Origin of the sequence: Streptomyces sp. MspMP-M5 (assembly GCF_000373585.1) — a bacterium.
Classification (GTDB): domain Bacteria; phylum Actinomycetota; class Actinomycetes; order Streptomycetales; family Streptomycetaceae; genus Streptomyces.
This window is the reverse complement of the sequence record NZ_KB891891.1, coordinates 1-22,330: the sequence shown is the minus strand read 5'-3', so window position 1 is coordinate 22,330 and position 22,330 is coordinate 1. Positions and strand designations below refer to the sequence as shown.

Sequence of the window (22,330 nt, the reverse complement as noted above, 5' to 3'; positions counted from 1 at the left end):
GGCTCAGGAGAGCGTGTCGGCCGCGGTCGGCGACGAGTCCCGGAGGAAGGTCGAGCAGCGCTCGTACTCCTCCTGCTCGCCGATGGCCTGGGCGGCGCGGGCGAGGGCGTGCAGCGCGCGGAGGAAGCCGCGGTTGGGCTCGTGCTCGAACGGCACCGGGCCGTGGCCCTTCCAGCCGGCCCGGCGCAGCGCGTCCAGGCCGCGGTGGTAGCCGGTACGGGCGTAGGCGTACGACTCGACGACCCGGCCGGCCTCGAAGGCGTCGTCGGCGAGCTGGGCCCAGGCCAGGGAGGAGGCCGGGTACTTCGCGGCGACGTCGGCGGGCGCGGCACCCGAGGCGAGCAGCGCGCGGGGCTCCGGGTCGTCGGGCAGGTGCGTCGGGGGCGGGCCCCCGAGGAGGTTTTCGTGAATGGGCATGGTTCCTAGTCTGCCCTTCCGCTGCGCTTGGCCGGCATCCCACGTTGTCGGCTTTCCCGCCGTGGGGTGTTTTTTTGCGCCTGCGGCGTTCCGCTGCGCTGGGGGTGCCTCCTACGTCGTCGGGTTTCCCGCCGTGGGGTGTCTTTGCGCCTGCGGCGTTCTGCTGCGTTGCTTCCCACGTCGTCGGGTTTCCCGCCGTGGGATGTTTTTGCGCCTGCGGCGCGGGGCTGTTGGGTGCGGTGACGGGGCGGAGGGGTAGGGGTGTGCCGGACTGCTTCGCTTTACGTCCGGCACACCCCTACCCCTCCGCCCCGTCACCTCCCGTGGGTGGGTGGTTGGAGGGCGGTGGGGATGCGCGTCGGGGGCGGGTGCGGGTCAGGGTGTCCTGGGTGCCGGGGTCCAGGGGTGGGGCGTTCACGCCGCAGTGGTAGGTGCATTCGGCGTGGCAGGGTTCGGGGGTTTCCGGTTGCGCGGGATGGAGGATGTCGCGGCGGACGGTCAGCCAGGCGATCAGGGCGCCGGCCAGCAGGATCGCGGCGGACAGCGGCATGGCGCGGCGGAAGGCGGCGGCGAAGGCGGGGGACGAGCGGTAGGTCTCGGGGCCCATGCCGGCGAGCAGGGGGAGGGCGGCCACCGCGACCAGGCCGGCGGCGCGGGCGGCGGCGTTGTTGATGCCGCTGGCCAGGCCGGCCCGGTCGACGTCGACGGACGCCAGTACGGTGGCGGTGAGCGGGGCGACCAGCGTCACCATGCCGGCGCCGAGGACCACCAGGGCGGGCAGCACGTCGGCGAGGTAGGAGGCGCCCGGGCCGACCCGGGTCATCAGCAGCATGCCGGCCGCGCAGAGCACCGGGCCGACGGTGAGCGGGATGCGCGGGCCGATCCGCTGGCCCAGTTCGCCGGAGCGGGCCGACAGCAGCAGCATCAGCACCGTCGTGGGCAGCAGCGCGGTGCCGGCCTGGAGGGCCGAGTAGCCGACGACGACCTGAAGCTGGAGCACGGAGAGGAAGAAGAAGCCGCCGAACGCGGCGTAGACGCAGACGGTCACGGCGTTGACGGCGGTGAACTGGCGGATCGTGAAGATCGCCGGGGGCAGCATCGGGTCGGGGCGCCGCCGTTCCACGTGGAGGAAGACCGCGCCGAGCAGGACACCGACCACGGCGGGCACGATCACCGCGGGCGAGGCGCCGCGGCCCGGCGCCTCGATCAGTGCGTAACTGACGCCGGCCAGCGCCAGCGCGCCCAGGACCGCCCCGGGGACGTCGAAGCCACGGGCCCGGCCGGTGTGCCGCTCGCGGGTCTCGGGGACGTGCCGCAGCGCGATCGGGACGCAGGCCGCCGCCAGCGGCACGTTGAGGAAGAACACCCAGCGCCAGCCCGCGCCGTCCACCAGCCAGCCCCCGACGAACGGGCCGACGGCCGCGGCCACCCCGCCCAGGCCGGACCAGGCGCCGACGGCGCGGGCCCGGTCGTCGTGGTGGAAGACGGCCTGGATGAGGGCGAGCGAGCCGGGGGTGAGCAGGGCGCCGCCGATCCCCTGGAGCGCGCGGGAGGCGACCAGCATCCCGGCGTTCGGGGCCAGCCCGCACAGCAGCGAGGCCACCGCGAACCAGACGACGCCGATGACGAAGATCCGGCGCCGGCCGTACCGGTCGCCCAGTGAGCCGCCCAGCAGGATCAGCGAGGAGAGGGTGAGCATGTAGGCGGTGACGGTCCACTGGAGGACCGCGAGGTCCGCGTTGAGGTCCGCGCCGATCCGGGGCAGCGCGACATTGACGACCGTGCTGTCGAGCATCGCCATGCCCGAGCCGAGGACGGTCGTGGTCAGTACCCAGCGGCCCTGCGGCGAGGCCAGCCGCACCGGCCCCGGCTCACTCCTGACGGGTTGCTCCATACGGCGAGCATGCCCCGTTCCAAGGGCGCCCGCCCCACGGACGGCGAAGGGCCCCGCAAACCGGTACGGCTGCGGGGCCCGGGAAGCCGCCGGGCGGCTACTTCAGCTTGGTGCCCGTGGAGCGCAGGTTGGCGCACGCCTCGGTGACGCGCTTGGCCATACCGGCCTCGGCCTGCTTGCCCCAGGTGCGCGGGTCGTAGGTCTTCTTGTTGCCGACCTCGCCGTCGACCTTCAGCACACCGTCGTAGTTGCGGAACATGTGGTCCGCGACCGGGCGGGTGAAGGCGTACTGGGTGTCGGTGTCGAGGTTCATCTTGACCACGCCGTTCTCCAGCGCGGTGGCGATCTCCTCCTCGGTGGAGCCGGAGCCGCCGTGGAAGACGAAGTCGAACGGCGACGCCTTGCCGTACTTCGCGCCGACGCCCTCCTGGAGGTCCTTCAGCAGCTCGGGGCGGAGCACGACGTTGCCCGGCTTGTAGACGCCGTGGACGTTGCCGAAGGAGGCGGCGAGGAGGTAGCGGCCCTGCTCGCCCAGGCCCAGCGCCTCGGCGGTGCGCAGCGCGTCCTCGACCGTGGTGTAGAGCTCGTCGTTGATCTCGTGGGTGACGCCGTCCTCCTCGCCACCGGTCGGGGTGATCTCGACCTCAAGAATGATCTTGGCGGCGGCGGCGCGGGGCAGCAGCTCCTGCGCGATGGCGAGGTTGTCGACGAGGGTCTCGGCGGAGCCGTCCCACATGTGCGACTGGAAGAGCGGGTTGCGGCCGGCCTTGACGCGCTCCTCGGAGATCGCGATCAGCGGGCGGACGTAGCCGTCCAGCTTGTCCTTGGGGCAGTGGTCGGTGTGCAGGGCGATGTTGACGCCGTACTTCTCGGCGACCACGTGCGCGAACTCGGCCAGCGCCACCGCACCGGTGACCATGTCCTTGCTGTACTGGCCGCCCAGGAACTCCGCACCACCGGTGGAAATCTGGATGATGCCGTCGCTCTCGGCCTCGGCGAAACCGCGCAGCGCAGCGTGCAGGGTCTGCGAGGAGGTCACGTTGATGGCCGGGTAGGCGAACTTGCCTGCCTTCGCCCGGTCCAGCATCTCGTTGTAGACCTCAGGGGTTGCGATGGGCATCTGTCCGCTCCTTGTGTGTGCGGGGTGTGCGTTCTTGGCCCTGACCAGGGGGCGACGACTTCGCCGTGGCACATCTTCCCAGACTCACTGGATTGCTCCACATCGCCCGTGCGGCCGCCGGCCGGGTACGGGACGCGGTGTGCCGTGCCACGGCAGACGGCGTTTCACGTGAAACACTGCCCTGTTTCACGTGAAACACCGGGCCGTGGGCAATGCCACAGATCGGCGAGAACGACCCGATCGGGTCGTCAGCCCAGGCCGAGGTCGCCGAGCTGGTAGCCGGTGAGGTAGGGGAGCCCGGCGTCGGCGATGGCCGAGGCGGCGCCCCGGTCGACGATCGTCGCCACCGCAACGACCTCGGCGCCGGCCTCCCGCGCCGCCTCGACGGCGGTCAGCGGCGAGCCGCCGGTGGTGGAGGTGTCCTCGACGACCAGGACCCGGCGGCCCGTGATGTCCGGGCCCTCGATCCGGCGCTGCATGCCGTGGGCCTTCTGCGCCTTGCGGACGACGAAGGCGTCCAGCCGGCGGCCGCGGGCGGCGGCGGCGTGCAGCATCGACGTCGCCACCGGGTCGGCACCGAGCGTCAGACCGCCGACCGCGTCGAAGTCCAGCTCGGCGGTGAGGTCGAGCATCAGCTGACCGACCAGCGGCGCCGCCTGGCTGTCGAGGGTGATCCGGCGCAGGTCGATGTAGTAGTCGGCCTCCTTGCCGGAGGAGAGCGTCACCTTGCCGTGCACCACGGCCTTGTCCTTGATCTGCTGCAGCAGCTCGCCGCGCACGTCGTCAGTCATGCGCACGAGCTTAGGACAGCGCCCTCACCACGGCGTCCGCGGCTACAGGGCACGCCAGCTCCAGGTCGTGGAGATCTCCAGCGGATCGATCGGGGTGACCAGGCGCGGGGCGGTGTTCAGCCCGTTCGGCGGGCCGGACTGCGGCTCCACGCAGACCGCCGCCTCCTGCTCGTCGTAGACCACGACCCATTCGGCGCGGCTGGAGACCGTCAGCTCCAGCCGGTCCGGCCAGGTCAGCGTCACCTCGACGCCGCGCGGCATCCCGAAGCAGTCGTCCCAGGGGCCGGGCTTCGGCGTGATCCGACGACCGGTCGGGAGGTGGTCCTGCCCCCGCTCCTCCTGCCACTCGGGGGCGAAGTCGATGCGGACGTCGCCGCCCTCGCCGAGGTTGCGCAGGAACCACGGGTGCCAGCCGGCCTGCGCCGGGAAGGAGTCGCCGGCCGCCTCGACGCCCATGCTCAGCGTGAGCGAACCGCCGTCCTCGGCCAGCTCGACGACCTGGGTGACGGTCCCCGGATACGGCCAGGGGGCCGCGGGGTCGGCCAGGTCGTAGGTGAAGGCGGCCCCGGTGTCGTCGGCGCGCGCGGTGCGCCAGCGGAGGTCGCGGCCGGTGCCGTGGATGGCGTGCGGCGAGGAGTTGACCGGCATCTGGTGCAGCTCGCCGCCGTTGCGGAACCGTCCCTGGTCGATCCGGCCGCACCACGGGACCATCGGGAAGCAGCCGTACTTGTCGCCCTGCCGCAGCAGTTCCGTGCCGCCGACGCGCAGGCTGCCGATCCGGCAGCCGTTGTCCGGGTGAACGGTCAGTTCGGCGTCCCCGGCGGACAGGAGTACGCCGTCCGCGCCGCGCTCCCGCGCCGCGCTCTGCGTGGTGTTCTCGGTGCTCACGGAAGCGACCCTAATGGTGTGCCCGGCCGCACGCCGGTATCCGGACGGTGGGCGGACCGCCGCGTCAGCGGCGCCGCCGCAGCACCCGGCCGACCACCACGGCCGAGGCCAGCACCACCGCGGCGGCGGGCGCCGCCCAGCGCAGCGGCACCGAGCTGCCGCCGGGCTCCGGCGCGGGCACCGGCGCGTACCGGCCGCGCGGCGGCGCGTGGTCCACCTCCTCCGCGCTGCGCCCGATCATCGTCCGGCGGGCGTGCGCGGCCTCCGCGGGCACGACGCCGGACAGCTCCTCCGGATCGCCGGTGGCACCCGGCCCGTCCTCGTCTTCGACGTCTTCGACGTCTTCGGCGCCGAACGCGGCCTCCTCCAGGGCGTCGTCGACGTCGGCGAGCGGATCGAGGGACGAGGGCGGGACCTCGGTGTCGAAGAGGCCCGGCGCCACCGGCCCGGGGGCCTCCTCCGGCGCCTCCGTGACCGGGCGGTCCGTCAGATCCGCCGCGAGGTTCTCCGCGAAACGGTCCAGCAGGCGCCGGCCGGCGGCCGCGGCGGACCGGCCGTCGGCGGCGGCCAGCCGTCCCTCGCTGCGGACCGTGCCGGTGCACACCAGCGTCGTCCCGGGACCGGGCTCGGCGGCCGGGGTCGGCCGGACGGTCAGCGTCAGCGCCACGGTCCCGTCGCCCCGGGTCTCGGTGCCGTTCGCCTCGATGGTCACCGGGGCGACCGCCGCGCCGTCCCCCCGGCCGTCGTCCGGACCGCCGCCGACCGTCAGCGCGCCGCGATAGGTGATGGTGGAGCCTCCGATGCGCAGCCGCAGCCGGCCCTCGGGGCGGTGCGGGGCGGCATCGGCGTCGAGCTGGACTCCTGGGACGCAGCGCGCCACCCGCTCCGGTTCGGTGAGCGCCTGTCGCACGGTCCCGACGGGAAACGGCACGTACACCTCATGCTCCATGGCATGGGAGCCTAATTCCTTCACCAGCACCGCGGGGACCCCCGGTCGGTGTCCGTGGTGTGCGGGATGCGGCTCCCCGCCCCGGCCGACCGGCGCGGGGCGCGGCCCGGCGCTCACTGGAGATAGCGCGGATGCATCAGCGTCGAGGGCGGCAGTCCGGGGATCCGCTCCCGGGCCTCGTCTCGCCGGCCGGTCCGCAGGGCGCCCAGGGAGAGAGCGGTGGGCGGGGCGTCCGGGGCGGTGCCGAGGGAGGGCGGCCGGCGAGCGGTGAGGACGAAGCCCCAGTACTGCGGTGTGCCGGAGAGCGCGGCCGGACCGGGCCCGTTCGGCGGGGCGAAGGAGGCGGCCGAGCGGTCCGGGCCGGCCGAGAAGCCCGAGCGGCGCCCGGGGATGGGGATCCGGTACGGCAGAGTCCGCAGGCCCACCGAGCGCAGCGTCGCCTCCACCGTCCAGTACGTCCGCGGCCGGGCCTGCGGGGGCCCGGCGTGCACCACCAGCCGTCCGCCGGGGGCCAGCATCCGCGCGGCGAGGCCGTAGAACTCCTGGGAGTAGAGCTTGGTGCTGGCGGTGATCCCGGGGTCGGGGAGGTCGGAGACGATCACGTCGTAGCGCACCGGCCGGCGGCCGGCCGAACGCCCCTGCCCGCGCAGCCAGTTGAAGGCGTCGGCGGTCACCACCCGCACCCGGGGGTCGCCGAGCGCATGGCGGTTCAGGGCGGACAGCCCCGGGTCCGTGCGCGCCAGCCGCACCACTTCCGGGTCGATCTCGACGACCGTCACCGACCGGAGGGAGCGGTAGCGCAGCAGTTCGCGCACGGCCAGGCCGTCACCGCCGCCCAGGACCAGCACCCGGCCGTGCGCGCCGCCGGCCATCGCGGGGCCCACCAGCGCCTGGTGGTAGACGCGCTCGTCGCCCGAGTCGACCTTCAACCGCCCGTCGAGGAACAGCTCCAGCGGACTGCCGGAACCTTTCCTCCCCCGCCCCGAGCCCGCCCCGCCCCCGGGCGCACCGCCCATGCCACCGGTGAGCACCACCTCCTGGACGCCGGTCTGCTCCGCGATCCGGGCCGGCGCGCCGTACACCGCCCGGCGCGCGGCCTGCTCGAAGGGTCCGGCCAGCACCACGCCCGCGCCCAGCAGCGCGAGCACCAGCACATTGACCGCGCCCAGCGCCCACCGCGCACGGGTCGTCAGATCGCGGCCGAAGAGCCACAGCACCAGCACCGCGCCGGCGAGGAGATTGACCGCGCCGGTGACCAGCGCGCCCGTCAACTGCCCCAGGCAGGGCAGCAGAAGGAAGGGGAAGGCCAGGCCGCCGACGAGCGCGCCCACATAGTCCGCGGCGAAAAGGTCGGCCACCGCGCCGCCGGCGTCCTGCCGGCGCACCCGCTGGATCAGCGTCATCAGCAGCGGTATCTCGGCGCCGATCAGCACACCGATGCCGAGCGAGAAGCCGACCAGCGCGGAACGGGACTGGCCCAGCCAGGCGAAGCAGGCGTAGAGCGCCATCGCGGAGCCGCCGCCGACCAGCGCCAGCACGGCCTCCACCGCGCCGAAGCCGATCGCGGCGCGGCAGCGCAGCCGCTTGGCCAGCAGCGCCCCGACGCCCATCGCGAAGACCATGAAGGACAGCACGACCGACGCCTGGGTGACCGAGTCGCCGATCAAGTAGCTGGCCAGCGCGACCAGTTCGAGCTCGTAGACCAGGCCGCAGGCGGCGCAGACGAAGACCGCGGCGAGCACCAGCAGCCGGCCGAGCGCGGACGGCACCGGCAGCCGCGCCGGAGTCAGGGCCTCCGACGGCCCGGGCGAGCCGGCGACGAGAGGCTCTGGCGGGTCGATCATGACATGAACGCTACGTGACGATTCGGTGCCCCTATGTCACCCACACGAGTGCAGTCTGCGTGCCGTACGCATCAGTTGAAGCGGTCACGACCGGGGTGCGCAGAGGTCCGGCGGGCCCGCCGTCAGACGGCGACCGCCGCCCGCACCCCCACCCGCGTACGGGTCGCCACCAGCCGCCCTTCCTGCGGATACGCGTGCCAGGTGCGCCAGCGCACCTGCCCCTGCCGGCGCTGCGCCAGCATCGCGGTGAAGGCGTGCGGCGAGCCCGGGAAGGTGCCGGCCAGGCCGTGCGGATGCTCGGCGACCAGGGCGAGCAGCTCCTGAGCGCGCCCCGCGAACGAGCCGCGGGAGAGCGTCTCGACGTGCGCGGCGAACTCGTACTCCCAGTCGCCCAGCCGTTTGGCCACGCCCAGCGGCAACGGGGTGCTGCTGCCCGGCATACAGGCCACGGTCTCCGAACACGTGCCGTGCTCCTCTTCGAGCAGCACCTGATGAGAAGCCCCGAGCAGCCTCAACTGCACCTGGGCGTCGTCGAGTTGAAGGTCCAGTACGGCCAGCGCCGGCAGGGGTTCCCTGCCCAGGGCCCAGGCCAGGTCGGATGCTCGGGTATCGGTGTAAGCCGTCTTCAAGGTGGTGAGCATGGGTCGGCTCCGCAAGCACGCAGTGGATGGTGGGCCGGCCCGCCCGAGATGGGGATCAGGGATGCATGACTGCCTGCCGGCTCGTGCCCACGCGAAGGTCCGAGAACTGGGGGATTCTCAAGGGAGAGAGAATCACGGATGGCGTGGCGCACACAGCGTTTTTACCCATCTTCGCCCTGGTTTCCATCCCTAGAGGGCCATGCAGTTCACCTGTTCAACACCCCATCGCACAAAGGTTGTTGGGCGGTTTCACGCCACACGCCGGGCGCATATGCAAGGCCGCATGAGCTACCCGCATGTGTGGCCGCGCGGGGGCGCCGAAAAGCGTGCAAAGCGGGTCGGGGCAGCGGTGAAAAGCGCGGTGCCCACGACCGCGGGCGGGTGCGTCCCGCGGTCGTGGGCACAGGCGTACGCGTGCCGGTGGGGCGGCTCGGCGGCCCCGGGCGCGCGCTCAGGAACCTCCGCCGCAGCCGCCTCCGCCGCCGCAGGAGGAGCCCCCGCCGCAGGAGTGCCCGCCGTGGTGGCCGCCGTGGTGGCCGCCGCCCCCGCCGCACGAGTGGTGATGGTGGTGTCCGCCGCCCGCACCGGAACCTGCGTCGCCGCCGCCGGCCACCCACCAACTGCCCCCGCCGCCACTGGTGCTGCGCGAGCGCCCGTATCCCCCGCGCGCACCGCTCCCCTTGCGGCTGCCGCCCCGCGCGACCACGGCCCCCACTCCCAGCACCGCCAGCACGACCACCGCGATCAACGCGAACATCGCCAACCCCATGTGCACTGCCGCACACTCCTTTCCTTCCCCCGAAGCGCGGGGGCGCCTCGCACGCCCTTCAGGCAGTGGAGGAGCATCGCCCCGTACGCCACCGCGGCGCCGTCCCGCGCCGCGCGGCCGCCCTGGTCGGCGGCCGTCCTCGTCCTTGCTGCGGGGCTCCTGCCCGGACCGCGCCGACTCAAAAGCACAGTTGAGGAACTCCAGAGGTTCGGCGGAGGATGGCGCCCATGGACCGACCGCTGCTCAACCGCCGCCTCGCCGCCTTCGGCACCACGATCTTCGCCGAGATGTCGGCACTCGCCCAACGCACCGGCTCGATCAACCTCGGCCAGGGCTTCCCGGACGCCGACGGCCCGGAGGAGGTCCGGGAGGCCGCGGTGCGCGCCCTCCGGGACGGCCGCGGCAACCAGTACCCGCCCGCCCCCGGCGTCCCGGAACTGCGCACCGCCGTCGCCGCCCACCAGCAGCGCTTCTACGGGCACCTGGGGGTCTCCTACGACCCCGACACCGAGGTCCTGGTCACCGCCGGCGCCACCGAGGCCATCGCCGCGTCGCTGCTCGCCCTCCTCGAACCGGGTGACCAGGTGATCGCGCTGGAGCCGTACTACGACTCGTACGCCGCCTGCATCGCGATGGCGGGCGGCCGGCGCGTCCCGGTCACGCTGCGCCCGTCGGCGGAGACCGGCACCTACCGCCTCGATCTGGACGAGCTGCGCGACGCCATCACCGACGACACCCGCCTCATCCTCCTCAACACCCCGCACAACCCCACCGGCACCGTCCTGTCCCGGGACGAGCTGGCCACCATCGCCGCCCTGGCCGTCGAGCACGACCTGCTGGTGATCACCGACGAGGTCTACGAGCACCTGGTCTTCGAGGGCGAGCATCTGCCGCTCGCGTCGTTCCCCGGCATGCGGGAGCGGACCGTCACCATCGGCTCGGCCGGCAAGACCTTCTCGTTCACCGGCTGGAAGGTCGGCTGGGTCACCGCGCCGCCCGCGCTGATCAGCGCCGTCCGCTCGGCCAAGCAGTTCCTCACCTACGTCTCGGCCGGCCCGTTCCAGTACGCCGTGGCCGAGGCGCTGGCGCTGCCCGACTCCTACTTCACCGGGCTCCGCGACGATCTGCGCGCCAAGCGCGACATCCTCGCCGCCGGCCTCGCCGACGCCGGCTTCGGGGTCTTCCGGCCGGCCGGCACGTACTTCATCACCACCGACATCCGCCCCCTGGGAGCCGCGCGGTCCCACGAGGGGGACGGTTTCGCCTTCTGCCGCAGCCTCCCCGAGCGCGCCGGCGTCGTCGCCATCCCCAACGCCGTCTTCTACGACCACCAGGACGAGGGCGCCCCCTTCGTGCGCTTCGCCTTCTGCAAGAGCACCGCCGTCCTGGAGGAGGCGGCGAGCCGGCTGAAGCGGCTCTGACCCGGAGCGGTCGTGCTCCCGGCCCCGGCCCGGCTGTACGGCCGGGGCCGTCCGCCCCGTGCGCGGGCTCACTGCGCGGGCTTACCGGGGAGCGACCGGCATGGCGTCGAACTCGTCGAAGAGGTACGCGTAGACCTGTGCGAGATAGGACGTCAGTTCCTGCTGATCGGGGAACGTCACATAAGTCAGCGCATACCAACTGTCCACCGACAACGGGCGGTTCCGTACGACGTGGAGCAACCCCGCACTGATCGTCTCGCGGTAGTCCGGCCATGCGGAGTCGAAGGTGTCCCGCAGCATTCCGAGATCGTCCACCGCCTCCGCACCGAGCATCCCGGCACAGAAATGCACAAAGCGCCGGTCCACGCCCGGAGCGTCCAGGCCGAGGTCGGCCAGCGGGACCTCGGTGGGCGCGATGGGGCCGCCGTCCGGGTACGGATAGCCGCCCGGGTACGGATAGAGCGTGGTGTTCCACAGCTCGTCGGCGCTCGACGGCCCGTCCTCGCCGACGCCGGCGGCGGGCCGGTAGACGCCGTACAACAGCCCTTGCGTGAGAAAGTCACCGTGGACGTAGTTGATTTCCCCGTCGGGACCGTATGGCTCACGCGGATCAATGGCGATCGCGGTCGCCTTCCCCAAGCAGTTGTCCCAGGGCCCGTAAACATCCTCGAACGGCAGAATCGGCGCGAGGTCATGGTTTTCCAGGGCGGCCTGGCGCAGGGCGTCCTCGGCCTGGATCAGCGCCTCTTCGGAATCGAACCGGGTGGCCCATGGGCCGGTACGGGGCGGAAGTTCGTCTCTGGTGGGCATATACGGAGATTCCTCTCGGAACGAAGACATCAATCTGGCGCTACGGGCGGTTCTCTGCGGTCGCCGTAGAAGAACTCGTACAGCGCGAGGAGATAGCCGTACAGCTCGCCCTCCGAATGGAACGCGTACCTGGTCATGCTCTGCCAGGTCCCGACGTCAGCAGGCTGCTGTTCCAGCAGATACTCCAGGCTGGCCCGCAGCCGCCGCGCGTGTTCACTGCCGTCCGTCGCGCCGCCCTTCCAGCCGTCGATGTCATTGATCAGCTCAGGATGAAAGGCATTCTTATAGAAAGTCCGCAGCCTCTCGTCCTCACGCCATCCAGGAATCTGCCATGCCGTCCAGCGCACCGCGGTCACCACATTCCGCTCCCCGTTGAACGCCCCAAGCCATCATATACCTTGATGCCTGGAGCGATTGTGCTTGTAGGACGCTTCCGGGAACATGGTATGCAGTCGATGACCGCCATTCCCGTCCGGCCTGTAGATGGCCTTGATGGTCGCGTCTTTGAAATTGACTTCCCGATAGTTGATGGCACCGTCGTGCCGCATCGGGTTATCCGGGTCGATATAAAACCCACGGAACCGGCCGGCATGTGAACCAGGCCCCCACGCCTCACTCGGGGAGAATTCAATGACCTGTTGACCCGGATTCGACGGGTCGAGTCTGCTGCGCGCATGCTGTTCGGCGTACATGAATGACTCGCCGTCGCTGAAAGCGGTGGCGTGCGCATCGCACTTGTGCCTGTTCGGAGGCCCCTTCTCCGCGTCGTAGTAGAGGTCCGGCGGACTCAGTCTGTTCCGTGCGTCAGGGCCGTGCAGCGGGTCGATCTTGCCGGTTCCCTGCACATAGCCAAGGCGGTCCTTGCCCACCGTCTGCGCGTGCGCAGGCCCCTGCATGACCGGTGTTCCGAGCCGGTCCTTGAGCTGCTGGTCCGTCACATTCAGGTGACGGCCGACACCGTGGCCCTGTCGGTCCAGTTCCTGGACCCGTTCGTCCACTCGCCGCTGGTACAGGCCGCGCAGCCCTTTCCTCCCGGGAACGGACTGGCCCGGCTTGAGGTCCACCCCGTGCTCTCCCAGCGAGGTGCCGCGGTTTTTCATGCTCCGCATGACAGCCCGCTCGGCGTCATCGAGGTTCTTGCTGGTGATCTCCAGGCCGTGGCCGATCGACCGGTGCCCCTTGGCCATCGCCTTCGACATGTCGGTGATCATCGAGTCGATCACCGGCCGGACCGCGCGCTGGATGATCTGGCCGAACTTCCCCCGGCCGAGCATCTTTCCCCGTGTACGCGCATCGAGGTTGCGCGAGTGGTGCTCCACCTGCTCGGCATGCCCGTGCGCGCGCTTGGCCGCGCTCGCCAGCTTCTCCGGGTGCGCCCGGAACCCCCCGCTCATGCCGTGCCCCCCTGACCCAGCGCCGCCTCGACTCCCTTGAAGACGAGGCCGGACACCGCCTCCTCGATAGCGGTTTGCAGTGGTTCGACGGCCGTGGCGACGAGTTCGCCGATGACCAGGTCCTCGATCTCCTGGATGGCCGCGCGGACGAGCCGCTTCCCGACCTCGATGATCCCGGCCTCCGCGGCGGCGGCTATGCCCAGCGTCGCCACCGCCGCCTCGGCCGCCGCGATCATCTCGACCGCCGTGACCACCAGCTGGGCGATCACGACCCCCTTGGCCACGACGACCCCCACGGCCGCGGCCTCCAGGGCGGTCGCCAGCACCTCGCAGCCGTTGGTGAGCACGGTCATGTGCCCGGTGGACGCCTGTCCCCAACGGCTGAGCAGCGCCTCGTAGGAAGCGCCCTCGTACGCCTCCGACAACTCCTTCACCAAGGAGTCCGTGCCGTCGTGGCTCTCCTTCAGCCCCTGGCCGAATTCGCGGACATGGCCCGCCCAGGCACGTAGCTCGTCCTCGTCGATATCGGGCCATTCCAGACCCATCAGGTCCATGATCCAGACAAGTTCGCCAGGCAGCTCGATCGACACCGGCCGGTCTCCCCCTCATGCTCCGCATGCGCCCGCCATGCACATGCGCATGCATACGGACGAGAAACGCGCCGCAATGGTTCCGCGCCTGATAGAAGACGATCAAACCTCGTTCAGCTGCGAAACAGTCGCCCCTGCCCGCCCCCGCCCGCACCCACACGCGGGCCCCGGTGCCGAAAGGATCGGTACCGGGGCCCGCGCAGCCGGGTGCGGGACGGAGTCAGTCCTCGTCGTCGCCCGGCTTGTCGGCGTCGCCTTCGATCTCGGCCTCCAGACCGAGCTGCTCGACGAGCCACCTGTCGAATTCGATCGAGGCACGCACCCAGCTGACCGTGCTCGACACAAAGTGTTCGAGCGAGACACCGGTGCCGACCAGCATCGATGCCTCACCGATCAGACGGACACTGCCGTCGTCGTGGGTGTGGGTGTACACCTTCGGCCAGAGCGTCCGACGGTTCCAGTCGTCGATCGCCTCCAGCAGCTTCAGCTTCTCTTCGATGCCGTGGACACGGTCGTAGAACGTACGGACGGAGAAGATCTCCTGCTCCGCCTCACCGCGGAACATGAAGTACGTGCGGAACTGCTCCCACGGGGCGGCGAGGTCACCCTCCTCGTCGACGACGTACTTCAGCTCCATCTGCTCAAGGAGCTGCTTGACCAGGTCCTGGTCGGGGACGACGGGACCCTCAGGCCCCGACGGCTGAGGTTCGGGCTGGCCCCCGAAATTCGGAATCGAGGACGGGTCGATGCTCACCGTGGAATTCCCTTCGTATGGTCTCTGCCATCCTCCCCCATACGCGCCCGGTCCTGGCAACCCCGGGACGGCGGAGCGGCGCATACGGGGGGAGGCGGGGGCGGCGGCGCGGCGTCCGGCCGTCAGGCCGTCAGGCCGCGGCGCGGACCGCCGCGACCGACAGGCGCTCGCCGTCGCCGGCGGTGTCCACGTCCACCCGGACCGTGTCCCCGTCGAGCACGTCGCCCGCCAGGATGGCGCGGGCCAGCTGGTCGCCGATGGCCGTCTGGATCAGGCGGCGCAGCGGACGGGCGCCGTAGGAGAGGTCCGGGGCGGGCGCGTCCACGACCGGTTCCGTTCCCAGCCAGGCGAGCCAGGCCAGCGCCCGGTCGGTGACGTCCAGGGTGAGCCGGCGGTCGCCCAGGCGGCGCTGGAGGTGGTCCAGCTGGATCCGGGCGATCCGCTGCAGCTGCTCGGTGCCGAGCGGGTGGAAGACGACCAGGTCGTCCAGGCGGTTGAGGAACTCGGGGCGGAAGGCGGACCGGACCGTCTGAAGCACCTTCTCCTTCTTCTGCTCCTCCTTCAGCAGCGGGTCCATCAGGAAGTTCGAGCCGAGGTTGGAGGTGAGGATGAGGATGGTGTTGCGGAAGTCGACGGTGCGGCCCTGGCCGTCGGTGAGCCGGCCGTCGTCGAGCACCTGCAGCAGGATGTCGAAGACCTCGTGGTGCGCCTTCTCCACCTCGTCGAGCAGCACGACGCTGTACGGGCGGCGGCGCACCGCCTCGGTGAGCTGGCCGCCCTCCTCGTAGCCGACGTAACCGGGGGGCGCGCCGACCAGCCGGGCCACGCTGTGCTTCTCGCCGTACTCCGACATGTCGATCCGGACCATCGCCCGCTCGTCGTCGAAGAGGAAGTCCGCCAGCGCCTTGGCCAGCTCCGTCTTGCCGACGCCGGTCGGGCCGAGGAAGAGGAACGAACCCGTGGGCCGGTCCGGGTCGGCGATGCCGGCGCGGGTGCGGCGCACCGCGTCGGAGACGGCGGCGACCGCCTCGCTCTGGCCGACCAGCCGCTTGCCGAGCTCCTCCTCCATGCGCAGCAGCTTCTGGGTCTCGCCCTCCAGCAGGCGCCCGGCCGGGATGCCCGTCCAGGAGCCGACCACGTCCGCGATGTCGTCCGGGCCGACCTCCTCCTTGACCATCGACTCCTTGGCGGCGCCGGTGCCCTTGGCCGCCTCCTGCTCGGCCTCCGCCCGGGCGGCCTCCTCCAGCTCCCGCTCCAGGGACGGGATCTCCCCGTACAGCAGCTTGGAGGCGGTGTCGAAGTCGCCGTCGCGCTGGGCGCGCTCGGCCTGGCCGCGCAGGTCGTCGAGGCGCTCCTTGAGCTCGCCGACGCGGTTGAGGCTCTGCTTCTCCTTCTCCCAGCGAGCGGTCAGGCCGCGCAGCTCCTCCTCCTTGTCGGCGAGGTCCTTGCGCAGCTTCTCCAGCCGCGCCACCGAGCCGGCGTCGGTCTCATTGCGCAGCGCCAGCTCCTCCATCTTCAGGCGGTCCACGGCGCGCTGGAGCTCGTCGATCTCGACGGGGGAGGAGTCGATCTCCATCCGGAGCCGGGAGGCCGCCTCGTCGACCAGGTCGATGGCCTTGTCGGGGAGGAAGCGGGAGGTGATGTAGCGGTCGGAGAGGGTGGCCGCGGCGACCAGCGCGGAGTCGGCGATCTGGACCTTGTGGTGCGCCTCGTAGCGCCCCTTGAGGCCGCGCAGGATCGCCACCGTGTCCTCGACGGTCGGCTCGGCGACCAGCACCTGCTGGAAGCGCCGCTCCAGCGCCGGGTCCTTCTCGATCCGCTCGCGGTACTCGTCGAGGGTGGTCGCGCCGACCATCCGCAGCTCGCCGCGGGCCAGCATCGGCTTGAGCATGTTGCCCGCGTCCATGGCCGAGTCGCCGCCGGCGCCCGCGCCGACGACCGTGTGCAGCTCGTCGATGAACGTGATGATCTGCCCCTCACTGGCCTTGATCTCGGCCAGGACGGTCTTCAGCCGCTCCTCGAACTCGCCGCGGTACTTCGCGCCGGCGACCATCGCGCCCAGGTCGAGGGCGACCAGCCGCTTGTCGCGCAGCGACTCGGGGACGTCGCCCTTGACGATCCGCTGGGCCAGCCCCTCGACGACGGCCGTCTTGCCGACGCCCGGCTCGCCGATCAGCACGGGGTTGTTCTTGGTCCGGCGGGAGAGCACCTGCACCACGCGGCGGATCTCCTGGTCCCGGCCGATGACCGGGTCGAGCTTGCCCTCGCGGGCCGCCGCGGTGAAGTCCGTGCCGAACTTCTCCAGCGCCTTGTACGTGCCCTCCGGGTCCGGGGTGGTCACCCGCTGGGTGCCGCGGCTCGCCTCGAAGGCGGCCAGCAGCTTCTTGGCGGTGGCGCCCTGCTGCTCCAGCAGCTCACCGGTGCGGCCGCCCTTGGCGGCGATGCCGACGAGCAGATGCTCGGTGGAGATGTAGGCGTCGCCCAGCTCCTTGGCGCGCTGCGCGGCGTCGGCGATGACGGCGAGCAGCTCGCGGTCCGGCTGCGGCGGGGCCACGGTCGAGCCCTGGACGCTGGGCAGCCCGGCGAGCTGCCGCTCGGCACCGGACCGCAGCTGGGCGGCGTCCGCCTCGACGGCCGCCAGCAGGTCCATGACGTTCTCGTTGTCCTGCCCGGCGAGCAGCGCGAGCAGCAGGTGCGCGGACGTCATGTCCGCGTGCCCGGCGGCGACCGCCCGCTCACTGGCGGCGCTCAGCGCCTCCCGGCTCTTGTTGGTCAGCTCGGCGTCCACTCTGCCTTTTCCTCCTCGTGCGATCCGGCGCTCGGTGCGCCTCCCTATCCAATCCTGACGTTGCCAACGTGCGATAAGTTGAGTCTATTCCACTCAATGTCTTTTCGGATGCCGGTTCTCCCGCGGGTGAACCTTGCCGCTTTCGCCGCAGGGCAGGCGGCCGCGCGGCACGCTGACGCTCATGACCGCAGAGCGCACGGCGTACGACGTCGACCAGCAGTCCGCCATCCTGCTGGAGATCTTCCACGAGCTGGACGCGGCAGCACCGGAGGTCATCAGGGCCCAGCTGGTCGAGGGGGAGATGGTGGTGACAACGGCCCAGGAAGGCAGGCATGAGCACTGCTGGAGCGAACTCACCAGGCAACTGGTACGGGAGTGCCCCGAGATCAGCATCTCCGCCCGCAAGGGCCTGGTCCTGCCCTCGCACGGCCCGCACCCGGACAACCACCTGATCCCTGACCTGACGGTCGTGGGCCGCCGGGAATTCCGGGGCGCACCACCGTGGTGGCGCCCAGACGGAGAACTCAGGATGGTCGCCGAGATCACCGGCGACCGGCCGGAGCTCGACCGGATCGCCAAGTGCCGCAGCTACGCCCTCGGGGCCGTCCCGCTCTATCTGCTGATCGACCGCGAACGGGCCACCGCCACGCTCCACAGCCGGCCGTCCGACGGCGACTATCTGGTGCGGCACTCCGTCCGCTTCGGCACACCCCTCCCCCTCCCCGCCCCCTTCTCCTTCGACCTGGAGACGGCCGACTTCCTGTGATGCCATGACCGGCCGGGCACCGTGCCAACTACCCTGGCCCCCATGGCCCACGACCTCTCCGCCCTCTCCCCCGAGTACCTCGCCTTCTGGGGCGAGTACCAGATGCCGACCCTCACGACCCTGCGGACCGACGGCACCCCACACGTCGTCCCGGTCGGTGTGACCTACGACGCCGGGCAGCGGATCGCGCGGATCATCACGCGCAAGGACAGCACCAAGGTCAGGAACATCCTCGCGGCCGGCGCCGACGGGGCGCGGGTGGCGGTCTGCCAGGTGGACCGCGGCCGCTGGGCGACCCTGGAGGGCGTCGCCCGGGTGCGGACGGACGCCGTGACGGTGGCCGACGCGGTGCGCCGGTACGCCGAGCGGTACGGCCGGACCCCGGAGCCCAACCCCGACCGCGTCATGATCGAGATCGCGGTGACCAAGGCGCTCGGCCGGGTCTGAAGGCCCGCCACGGCCCCTTCTGCCGACACCCCGCCCCGTAAAGCTCGTACGCCCCGTACTCCCCGCCGCCGTGGCCAGGTCCGGACCTGGCCGAAACCGGACCCCGTGGATCCGCCGACGCGCGCCCACCTGGTACTCAAGAACGACAGGAACCGAACACCTCCGCGCAACGACGAGCGGCAACGGACCTGTCCCGGGCACAAAGACGGCAGCTGGAGGCCGCATGGCGTCGGCATTGGGCAGCACCACGACGACCGTTCCGCGCCGTCGCCCCCGCAGGCGGACGGTCCGCCCCCGCCCGTCCGCGGAGAACTGCCCCCGCTGCGGCGGCCAGTTGGCCGTGAACCAGGACGGCTGGAAGATCTGCCACGCCTGCGGATATGCCTCGCCGCCCGGCGTCGCCCCTCCACCCCGGGCCTCCGGCGGGGGTATCGTCGCCCCCACAGTCGCCACGCCCCGGAGGGCACGATGAACTCGGTCCGAGTGACGGCGATCGCCTGCCTGATGCCGCTGTCCGAACTGGACGAGGATCCGTTCCTGGTCGACGACCGCAGCCAGCACGCCATGTGCAAACAGTGGGCGGCGGCCCGTGACTACCGCCTGACCTGCCAGCTCAGCCTGCACCAGCTGCGCGCCGACCACGGCGCGCTGTGGCACGACGTCGAAGAGGGCCTGGTCGATGTGTTCGTCACGCCCAACCGGCGGGCGCTGGAGTACGCCATCGACGGCGCCGAGGAGTTCGGCGCGCGGTGCGCGGCCGCGGGGGTCCGGCTGGAGACCGCCGACCTGGACGAACCGGTCTACACCCTGGCGATGAAGTCGCAGGTGCACCGGCGGCTGTCGATGCCGACAGCGGGGTACAACGGCTGCTGACCGCCGGCGGCACGGCGAAGGGCCGGGGTGGTGTGCCCACCCCGGCCCTTCGTCGCGTCCGCAACGGCCCTACTCGGAGGACCGCTTGGGCCGCCAGACCACCAGCGCACTGGACTGCTGCACGTCCTGATACGGCACCAGGTCGCGACGGTAGGAGGCGTGCACCGCCGCCTCCCGCTGCCGCATCGCGCTGGCCGCGCCCTCCAGGGCGCCCTGCAGCTCGGCGACCCGCTGCTGGAGGGCCGCGACCTGGTTCTCCAGCTCGATGATGCGCTTGATGCCGGCGAGGTTGATGCCCTCCTCCTGCGACAACTGCTGGACGGTACGCAGCAGTTCGATGTCGCGGGCGGAGTAGCGCCGGCCCCGCCCGGCCGTGCGGTCGGGCGAGACCAGGCCCAGGCGGTCGTACTGCCGCAGGGTCTGCGGGTGCAGGCCGGAGAGCTGGGCCGCGACGGAGATGACGTACACCGGCGATTCGTCGGTCAGTTCAAAGGGGTTACGACGCTGCCCGCCCCGGCTGTCCATCTCATGCTCCCTTCGCGGCCTGGAACAGCTCCGCCCGCGGGTCGGGGCCCGCGGTCGCCTCGCGATAGGACTCCAGCGCTTCCTTCGCCTTGTCGCCGAGGTCCCCGGGAACGACGACCTCTATGGTGACCAGCAGATCACCGCGGGTGCCGTCCTTGCGGGCCGCGCCCTTGCCGCGGGCCCGCATCGTGCGTCCGTTGGGCGTGCCGGCCGGCAGCTTGAGCGTGACCGCCGGGCCGCCCAGCGTCGGCACCTTGATCTCGCCGCCGAGCGCGGCCTCCGGGAAGGTGACCGGCACCGTGACGGTGAGGTTGTCGCCCTTGCGGCCGAAGACCGGGTGGGCGCCCACATGGACGACCACGTACAGATCACCGGCCGGACCGCCGTGCTCGCCGGGGCCGCCCTTGCCGCGCAGCCGGATGCGCTGCCCGTCCGAGACGCCCGCGGGGATGCGGACCTGCATCGTGCGGGCGCTGGACGCGCGCCCGCTGCCCTTGCAGACCTCGCAGGGCTCCTGGGCGATCAGGCCGCGGCCCTTGCAGTCGGCGCACGGGTCGGTGAGCGAGAAGCCGCCGCCCGCGCCCCGGCTGACCTGGCCGGTGCCGACACAGGTCGGGCAGACCCGAGGCGTACCGTTTTTGTCGCCGGTGCCGGAGCACGCCTTGCAGGGCGCCTGGCTGGACATCCGCAGCGGGACCGTGGCCCCGTCGACCGCCTCGGTGAAGCTGAGCGTCACCTCGGACTCGATGTCCTGGCCTCGGCGCGGCTGCGTACGGGTGCCGGCGCCGCCGCCGCGGTTGAACAGGCCGCCGAAGACGTCCCCGAGCCCGCCGCCGAAACCGCCGGAGCCGCCCGCGCCCCCGGCGCCCCCGAAGAGGTCGCCGAGGTCGAAGTTGAAGCTCCCGCCCCCGCCGGGGCCGGCCCGGAAGCCGCCGTTGCCGAACAGCGCCCGGGCCTCGTCGTACTCCTTGCGGCGCTTGGCGTCGCCGAGTACGTCGTTGGCCTCGGAGATCTCCTTGAAGCGCTCCTCGGCCTTGGCGTCGCCCTTGTTGGCGTCCGGGTGGTTCTCCCGGGCCAGCTTGCGGTACGCCTTCTTGATCTCCGCCTCGGTGGCGTCCTTCGGGACGCCGAGGACCTTGTAGTAGTCCTTCTCGACGAAGTCCTTGGTGCTCATCCCCGACGTCCCTCCTTCCGGGCGGTCGTCACGTCGGCCCGTACATCAGCCCTCGTCCGGGCCACCGTTCTCCTTGTCCGCAGCCTTGGCACCCTTGGCTCCCTTGCCGCCCTTGGCACCCTTGGCGTCCTCGTCGGAGGCGGACTTGGCGCCCTGCGCGCCCGGCTGCGGCTCGGCGACCGCGACCCGCGCGGGGCGGATCGTGCGCTCACCGATGCGATACCCGGGCTGCAGGATGGCGACGCATGTCGTCTCCGTGACGTCCGGCGCGTACGAGTGCATCAGCGCTTCGTGGATCGTCGGGTCGAAGGGCTCGCCCTCCTTGCCGAACTGCTGCAGGCCGAGCTTGGCGACCACGGTCTCCAGCGACTCGCCGACCGACTTGAAGCCGCCGACCAGTTCGCCGTGCTCCCGGGCCCGGCCGATGTCGTCGAGCACCGGCAGCAGCTCGGAGAGCAGGTTGGCGACCGCGACCTCCTTGACCGTCACGCGGTCGCGCTCCACCCGGCGGCGGTAGTTCTGGTACTCCGCCTGGAGCCGCTGGAGGTCGGCGGTGCGCTCGTTGAGCGCGGTGCGCACCTGGTCCAGCTGGGCCTGGAGCGCTACGTCCTGGACGTCCCCGGCCGGGGCCGAGCCCGCCGTGTCGGCGGACTCGGCCCGTGCCGCGTCTTCGGAAGCGGCATCGGAAGGGACGTCGGGCTTCTCCTCGAAGCCCGGGGTCTCCTCCGTCACGCCGCACCGTCCTTCTTGGGCTTCTCGTCGTCGACGATCTCGGCGTCGACGACGTCGTCCTCGGCCTTGGGCTGCTGGCCGCCGGCCTGCGCGCCCTCGCCGCCGGCCGCGCCCTGGGCGGCCTGGGCGTCGGCGTACATGGCCTGGCCCAGCTTCTGCGAGACGGCCGCGACCTTCTCCGACGCGGTGCGGATCTCGGCGGTGTCCTCGCCCTTGAGCTTCTCCTTCAGCTCGCCGACGGCGGTCTCGACCTCGGTCTTGACCTCGGCGGGCACCTTGTCCTCGTTGTCCTTGAGGAACTTCTCGGTCTGGTAGACCAGCTGCTCGCCCTGGTTGCGGGTCTCGGCGGCCTCGCGGCGCTTGTGGTCCTCCTCCGCGTACCGCTCGGCCTCCTCACGCATCCGGTCGACCTCGTCCTTCGGCAGCGAGGAGCCGCCGGTGACGGTCATCTTCTGCTCCTTGCCCGTGCCCAGGTCCTTGGCGGTCACGTGCATGATGCCGTTGGCGTCGATGTCGAAGGAGACCTCGATCTGCGGGACGCCGCGCGGCGCCGGCGGCAGACCGGTCAGCTCGAACATCCCGAGCTTCTTGTTGTACGCCGCGATCTCGCGCTCGCCCTGGTAGACCTGGATCTGCACGGACGGCTGGTTGTCCTCGGCCGTGGTGAAGATCTCCGAACGCTTCGTCGGGATCGTGGTGTTGCGCTCGATCAGCTTGGTCATGATGCCGCCCTTGGTCTCGAT

23 protein-coding genes are annotated in these 22,330 nt (G+C 71.6%); 4 read left to right on the top strand and 19 right to left on the bottom strand.

Going from position 1 to position 22,330, the window contains the following annotated elements; all coding sequences use genetic code 11:
- Positions 1–3: 3 nt before the first annotated feature.
- The 9 genes from B073_RS0117515 to B073_RS47190 form a co-directional block, all read right to left on the bottom strand.
- Positions 4–417: a DUF3151 domain-containing protein gene (locus tag B073_RS0117515; protein WP_018539388.1), complete on the bottom strand. Its 414-nt coding sequence runs from the start codon at positions 415–417 to the stop codon at positions 4–6.
- A gap of 298 nt (positions 418–715) precedes the next feature.
- A complete protein-coding gene (locus B073_RS40265; protein ID WP_037811980.1) occupies positions 716–2,311 on the bottom strand; it encodes an MFS transporter in 1,596 nt (531 codons plus the stop codon).
- A gap of 97 nt (positions 2,312–2,408) precedes the next feature.
- The gene (gene fbaA / locus B073_RS0117505) at positions 2,409–3,431 is read right to left on the bottom strand and encodes a class II fructose-bisphosphate aldolase (RefSeq protein WP_018539386.1); all 1,023 of its coding nucleotides are present in this window, start codon (positions 3,429–3,431) and stop codon (positions 2,409–2,411) included.
- Between the two features lie 248 nt (positions 3,432–3,679).
- Positions 3,680–4,222: an orotate phosphoribosyltransferase gene (gene pyrE / locus B073_RS0117500; RefSeq protein ID WP_018539385.1), complete on the bottom strand. Its 543-nt coding sequence runs from the start codon at positions 4,220–4,222 to the stop codon at positions 3,680–3,682.
- Between the two features lie 42 nt (positions 4,223–4,264).
- Entirely contained in the window at positions 4,265–5,110 is an 846-nt protein-coding gene (locus B073_RS0117495; RefSeq protein WP_018539384.1) for an aldose 1-epimerase, read from the bottom strand.
- A 64-nt stretch (positions 5,111–5,174) separates the two neighbouring features.
- The gene (locus B073_RS0117490; RefSeq protein WP_018539383.1) at positions 5,175–6,059 is read right to left on the bottom strand and encodes an SRPBCC domain-containing protein; all 885 of its coding nucleotides are present in this window, start codon (positions 6,057–6,059) and stop codon (positions 5,175–5,177) included.
- A 113-nt stretch (positions 6,060–6,172) separates the two neighbouring features.
- Complete coding sequence (locus B073_RS0117485; RefSeq protein WP_018539382.1) at positions 6,173–7,903, bottom strand: polyamine aminopropyltransferase; 1,731 nt, start codon at positions 7,901–7,903, stop codon at positions 6,173–6,175.
- Positions 7,904–8,025: 122 nt separating this feature from the next.
- Positions 8,026–8,544, bottom strand: a complete 519-nt coding sequence (locus B073_RS0117480; RefSeq protein WP_018539381.1) for a DUF2617 family protein — start codon at positions 8,542–8,544, stop codon at positions 8,026–8,028.
- Positions 8,545–8,995: 451 nt separating this feature from the next.
- The gene (locus B073_RS47190) at positions 8,996–9,313 is read right to left on the bottom strand and encodes a hypothetical protein (protein ID WP_420706443.1); all 318 of its coding nucleotides are present in this window, start codon (positions 9,311–9,313) and stop codon (positions 8,996–8,998) included.
- Positions 9,314–9,540: 227 nt separating this feature from the next.
- Between B073_RS47190 and B073_RS0117470 the strand changes: the two genes are divergently transcribed.
- Positions 9,541–10,734, top strand: a complete 1,194-nt coding sequence (locus tag B073_RS0117470; RefSeq protein ID WP_018539379.1) for a pyridoxal phosphate-dependent aminotransferase — start codon at positions 9,541–9,543, stop codon at positions 10,732–10,734.
- A gap of 81 nt (positions 10,735–10,815) precedes the next feature.
- Here B073_RS0117470 and B073_RS0117465 read toward each other — a convergent pair whose 3' ends face one another.
- The 6 genes from B073_RS0117465 to clpB form a co-directional block, all read right to left on the bottom strand.
- A complete protein-coding gene (locus tag B073_RS0117465) occupies positions 10,816–11,544 on the bottom strand; it encodes a hypothetical protein (RefSeq protein WP_018539378.1) in 729 nt (242 codons plus the stop codon).
- Positions 11,545–11,573: 29 nt separating this feature from the next.
- Positions 11,574–11,903 (bottom strand): hypothetical protein, encoded by a 330-nt coding sequence (locus tag B073_RS0117460; RefSeq protein ID WP_158690148.1) that lies wholly within the window; start codon positions 11,901–11,903, stop codon positions 11,574–11,576.
- 30 nt (positions 11,904–11,933) lie between these two features.
- Positions 11,934–12,938, bottom strand: coding sequence for a hypothetical protein (locus tag B073_RS42825; protein ID WP_018539376.1), 1,005 nt, complete (start codon positions 12,936–12,938; stop codon positions 11,934–11,936).
- On the bottom strand, positions 12,935–13,528 hold the full coding sequence (locus tag B073_RS40260; RefSeq protein WP_018539375.1) for a hypothetical protein: 594 nt from the start codon (positions 13,526–13,528) through the stop codon (positions 12,935–12,937). Before B073_RS40260 ends, B073_RS42825 begins: the two co-directional genes overlap by 4 nt.
- Before the next feature lie 220 nt (positions 13,529–13,748).
- Positions 13,749–14,282, bottom strand: a complete 534-nt coding sequence (locus B073_RS0117450) for a YbjN domain-containing protein (RefSeq protein WP_018539374.1) — start codon at positions 14,280–14,282, stop codon at positions 13,749–13,751.
- Between the two features lie 130 nt (positions 14,283–14,412).
- Complete coding sequence (gene clpB / locus B073_RS0117445) at positions 14,413–17,070, bottom strand: ATP-dependent chaperone ClpB (RefSeq protein WP_018539373.1); 2,658 nt, start codon at positions 17,068–17,070, stop codon at positions 14,413–14,415.
- 181 nt (positions 17,071–17,251) lie between these two features.
- Here clpB and B073_RS0117440 point away from each other — a divergent pair, with 181 nt between their 5' ends.
- The 3 genes from B073_RS0117440 (at position 17,252) to B073_RS0117430 (ending at position 19,156) form a co-directional block, all read left to right on the top strand.
- On the top strand, positions 17,252–17,836 hold the full coding sequence (locus B073_RS0117440; protein ID WP_018539372.1) for a Uma2 family endonuclease: 585 nt from the start codon (positions 17,252–17,254) through the stop codon (positions 17,834–17,836).
- Positions 17,837–17,878: 42 nt separating this feature from the next.
- The gene (locus tag B073_RS0117435; RefSeq protein WP_018539371.1) at positions 17,879–18,283 is read left to right on the top strand and encodes a pyridoxamine 5'-phosphate oxidase family protein; all 405 of its coding nucleotides are present in this window, start codon (positions 17,879–17,881) and stop codon (positions 18,281–18,283) included.
- Positions 18,284–18,751: 468 nt separating this feature from the next.
- Complete coding sequence (locus B073_RS0117430) at positions 18,752–19,156, top strand: hypothetical protein (protein ID WP_018539370.1); 405 nt, start codon at positions 18,752–18,754, stop codon at positions 19,154–19,156.
- Between the two features lie 69 nt (positions 19,157–19,225).
- On the opposite strand, the gene B073_RS0117425 is transcribed toward B073_RS0117430, so the two are convergent.
- The 4 genes from B073_RS0117425 to B073_RS0117410 form a co-directional block, all read right to left on the bottom strand.
- Positions 19,226–19,681, bottom strand: a complete 456-nt coding sequence (locus B073_RS0117425) for a heat shock protein transcriptional repressor HspR (protein WP_026247484.1) — start codon at positions 19,679–19,681, stop codon at positions 19,226–19,228.
- A 1-nt stretch (position 19,682) separates the two neighbouring features.
- The gene (gene dnaJ, locus B073_RS0117420; RefSeq protein ID WP_018539368.1) at positions 19,683–20,855 is read right to left on the bottom strand and encodes a molecular chaperone DnaJ; all 1,173 of its coding nucleotides are present in this window, start codon (positions 20,853–20,855) and stop codon (positions 19,683–19,685) included.
- A 45-nt stretch (positions 20,856–20,900) separates the two neighbouring features.
- A complete protein-coding gene (gene grpE, locus B073_RS0117415) occupies positions 20,901–21,587 on the bottom strand; it encodes a nucleotide exchange factor GrpE (RefSeq protein WP_018539367.1) in 687 nt (228 codons plus the stop codon).
- Positions 21,584–22,330: Hsp70 family protein (locus tag B073_RS0117410; RefSeq protein ID WP_018539366.1), on the bottom strand; the 747-nt coding region annotated here is incomplete at its 5' end. The genes grpE and B073_RS0117410, both read right to left, overlap by 4 nt.

Coding starts and splice junctions, on each gene's coding strand:
- B073_RS0117485 (WP_018539382.1), bottom strand. CDS start 7,903: ATGATCGACCCGCCAGAGCCTCTCGTCGCCGGCTCGCCCGGGCCGTCG.
- B073_RS0117490 (WP_018539383.1), bottom strand. CDS start 6,059: ATGGAGCATGAGGTGTACGTGCCGTTTCCCGTCGGGACCGTGCGACAG.
- dnaJ (WP_018539368.1), bottom strand. CDS start 20,855: ATGAGCACCAAGGACTTCGTCGAGAAGGACTACTACAAGGTCCTCGGC.
- B073_RS40265 (WP_037811980.1), bottom strand. CDS start 2,311: ATGGAGCAACCCGTCAGGAGTGAGCCGGGGCCGGTGCGGCTGGCCTCG.
- pyrE (WP_018539385.1), bottom strand. CDS start 4,222: ATGACTGACGACGTGCGCGGCGAGCTGCTGCAGCAGATCAAGGACAAG.
- B073_RS0117430 (WP_018539370.1), top strand. CDS start 18,752: ATGAACTCGGTCCGAGTGACGGCGATCGCCTGCCTGATGCCGCTGTCC.
- B073_RS0117480 (WP_018539381.1), bottom strand. CDS start 8,544: ATGCTCACCACCTTGAAGACGGCTTACACCGATACCCGAGCATCCGAC.
- B073_RS0117465 (WP_018539378.1), bottom strand. CDS start 11,544: ATGCCCACCAGAGACGAACTTCCGCCCCGTACCGGCCCATGGGCCACC.
- B073_RS0117470 (WP_018539379.1), top strand. CDS start 9,541: ATGGACCGACCGCTGCTCAACCGCCGCCTCGCCGCCTTCGGCACCACG.
- B073_RS0117440 (WP_018539372.1), top strand. CDS start 17,252: ATGACCGCAGAGCGCACGGCGTACGACGTCGACCAGCAGTCCGCCATC.
- fbaA (WP_018539386.1), bottom strand. CDS start 3,431: ATGCCCATCGCAACCCCTGAGGTCTACAACGAGATGCTGGACCGGGCG.
- B073_RS0117515 (WP_018539388.1), bottom strand. CDS start 417: ATGCCCATTCACGAAAACCTCCTCGGGGGCCCGCCCCCGACGCACCTG.
- B073_RS0117435 (WP_018539371.1), top strand. CDS start 17,879: ATGGCCCACGACCTCTCCGCCCTCTCCCCCGAGTACCTCGCCTTCTGG.
- B073_RS0117425 (WP_026247484.1), bottom strand. CDS start 19,681: ATGGACAGCCGGGGCGGGCAGCGTCGTAACCCCTTTGAACTGACCGAC.
- B073_RS42825 (WP_018539376.1), bottom strand. CDS start 12,938: ATGAGCGGGGGGTTCCGGGCGCACCCGGAGAAGCTGGCGAGCGCGGCC.
- B073_RS47190 (WP_420706443.1), bottom strand. CDS start 9,313: ATGGGGTTGGCGATGTTCGCGTTGATCGCGGTGGTCGTGCTGGCGGTG.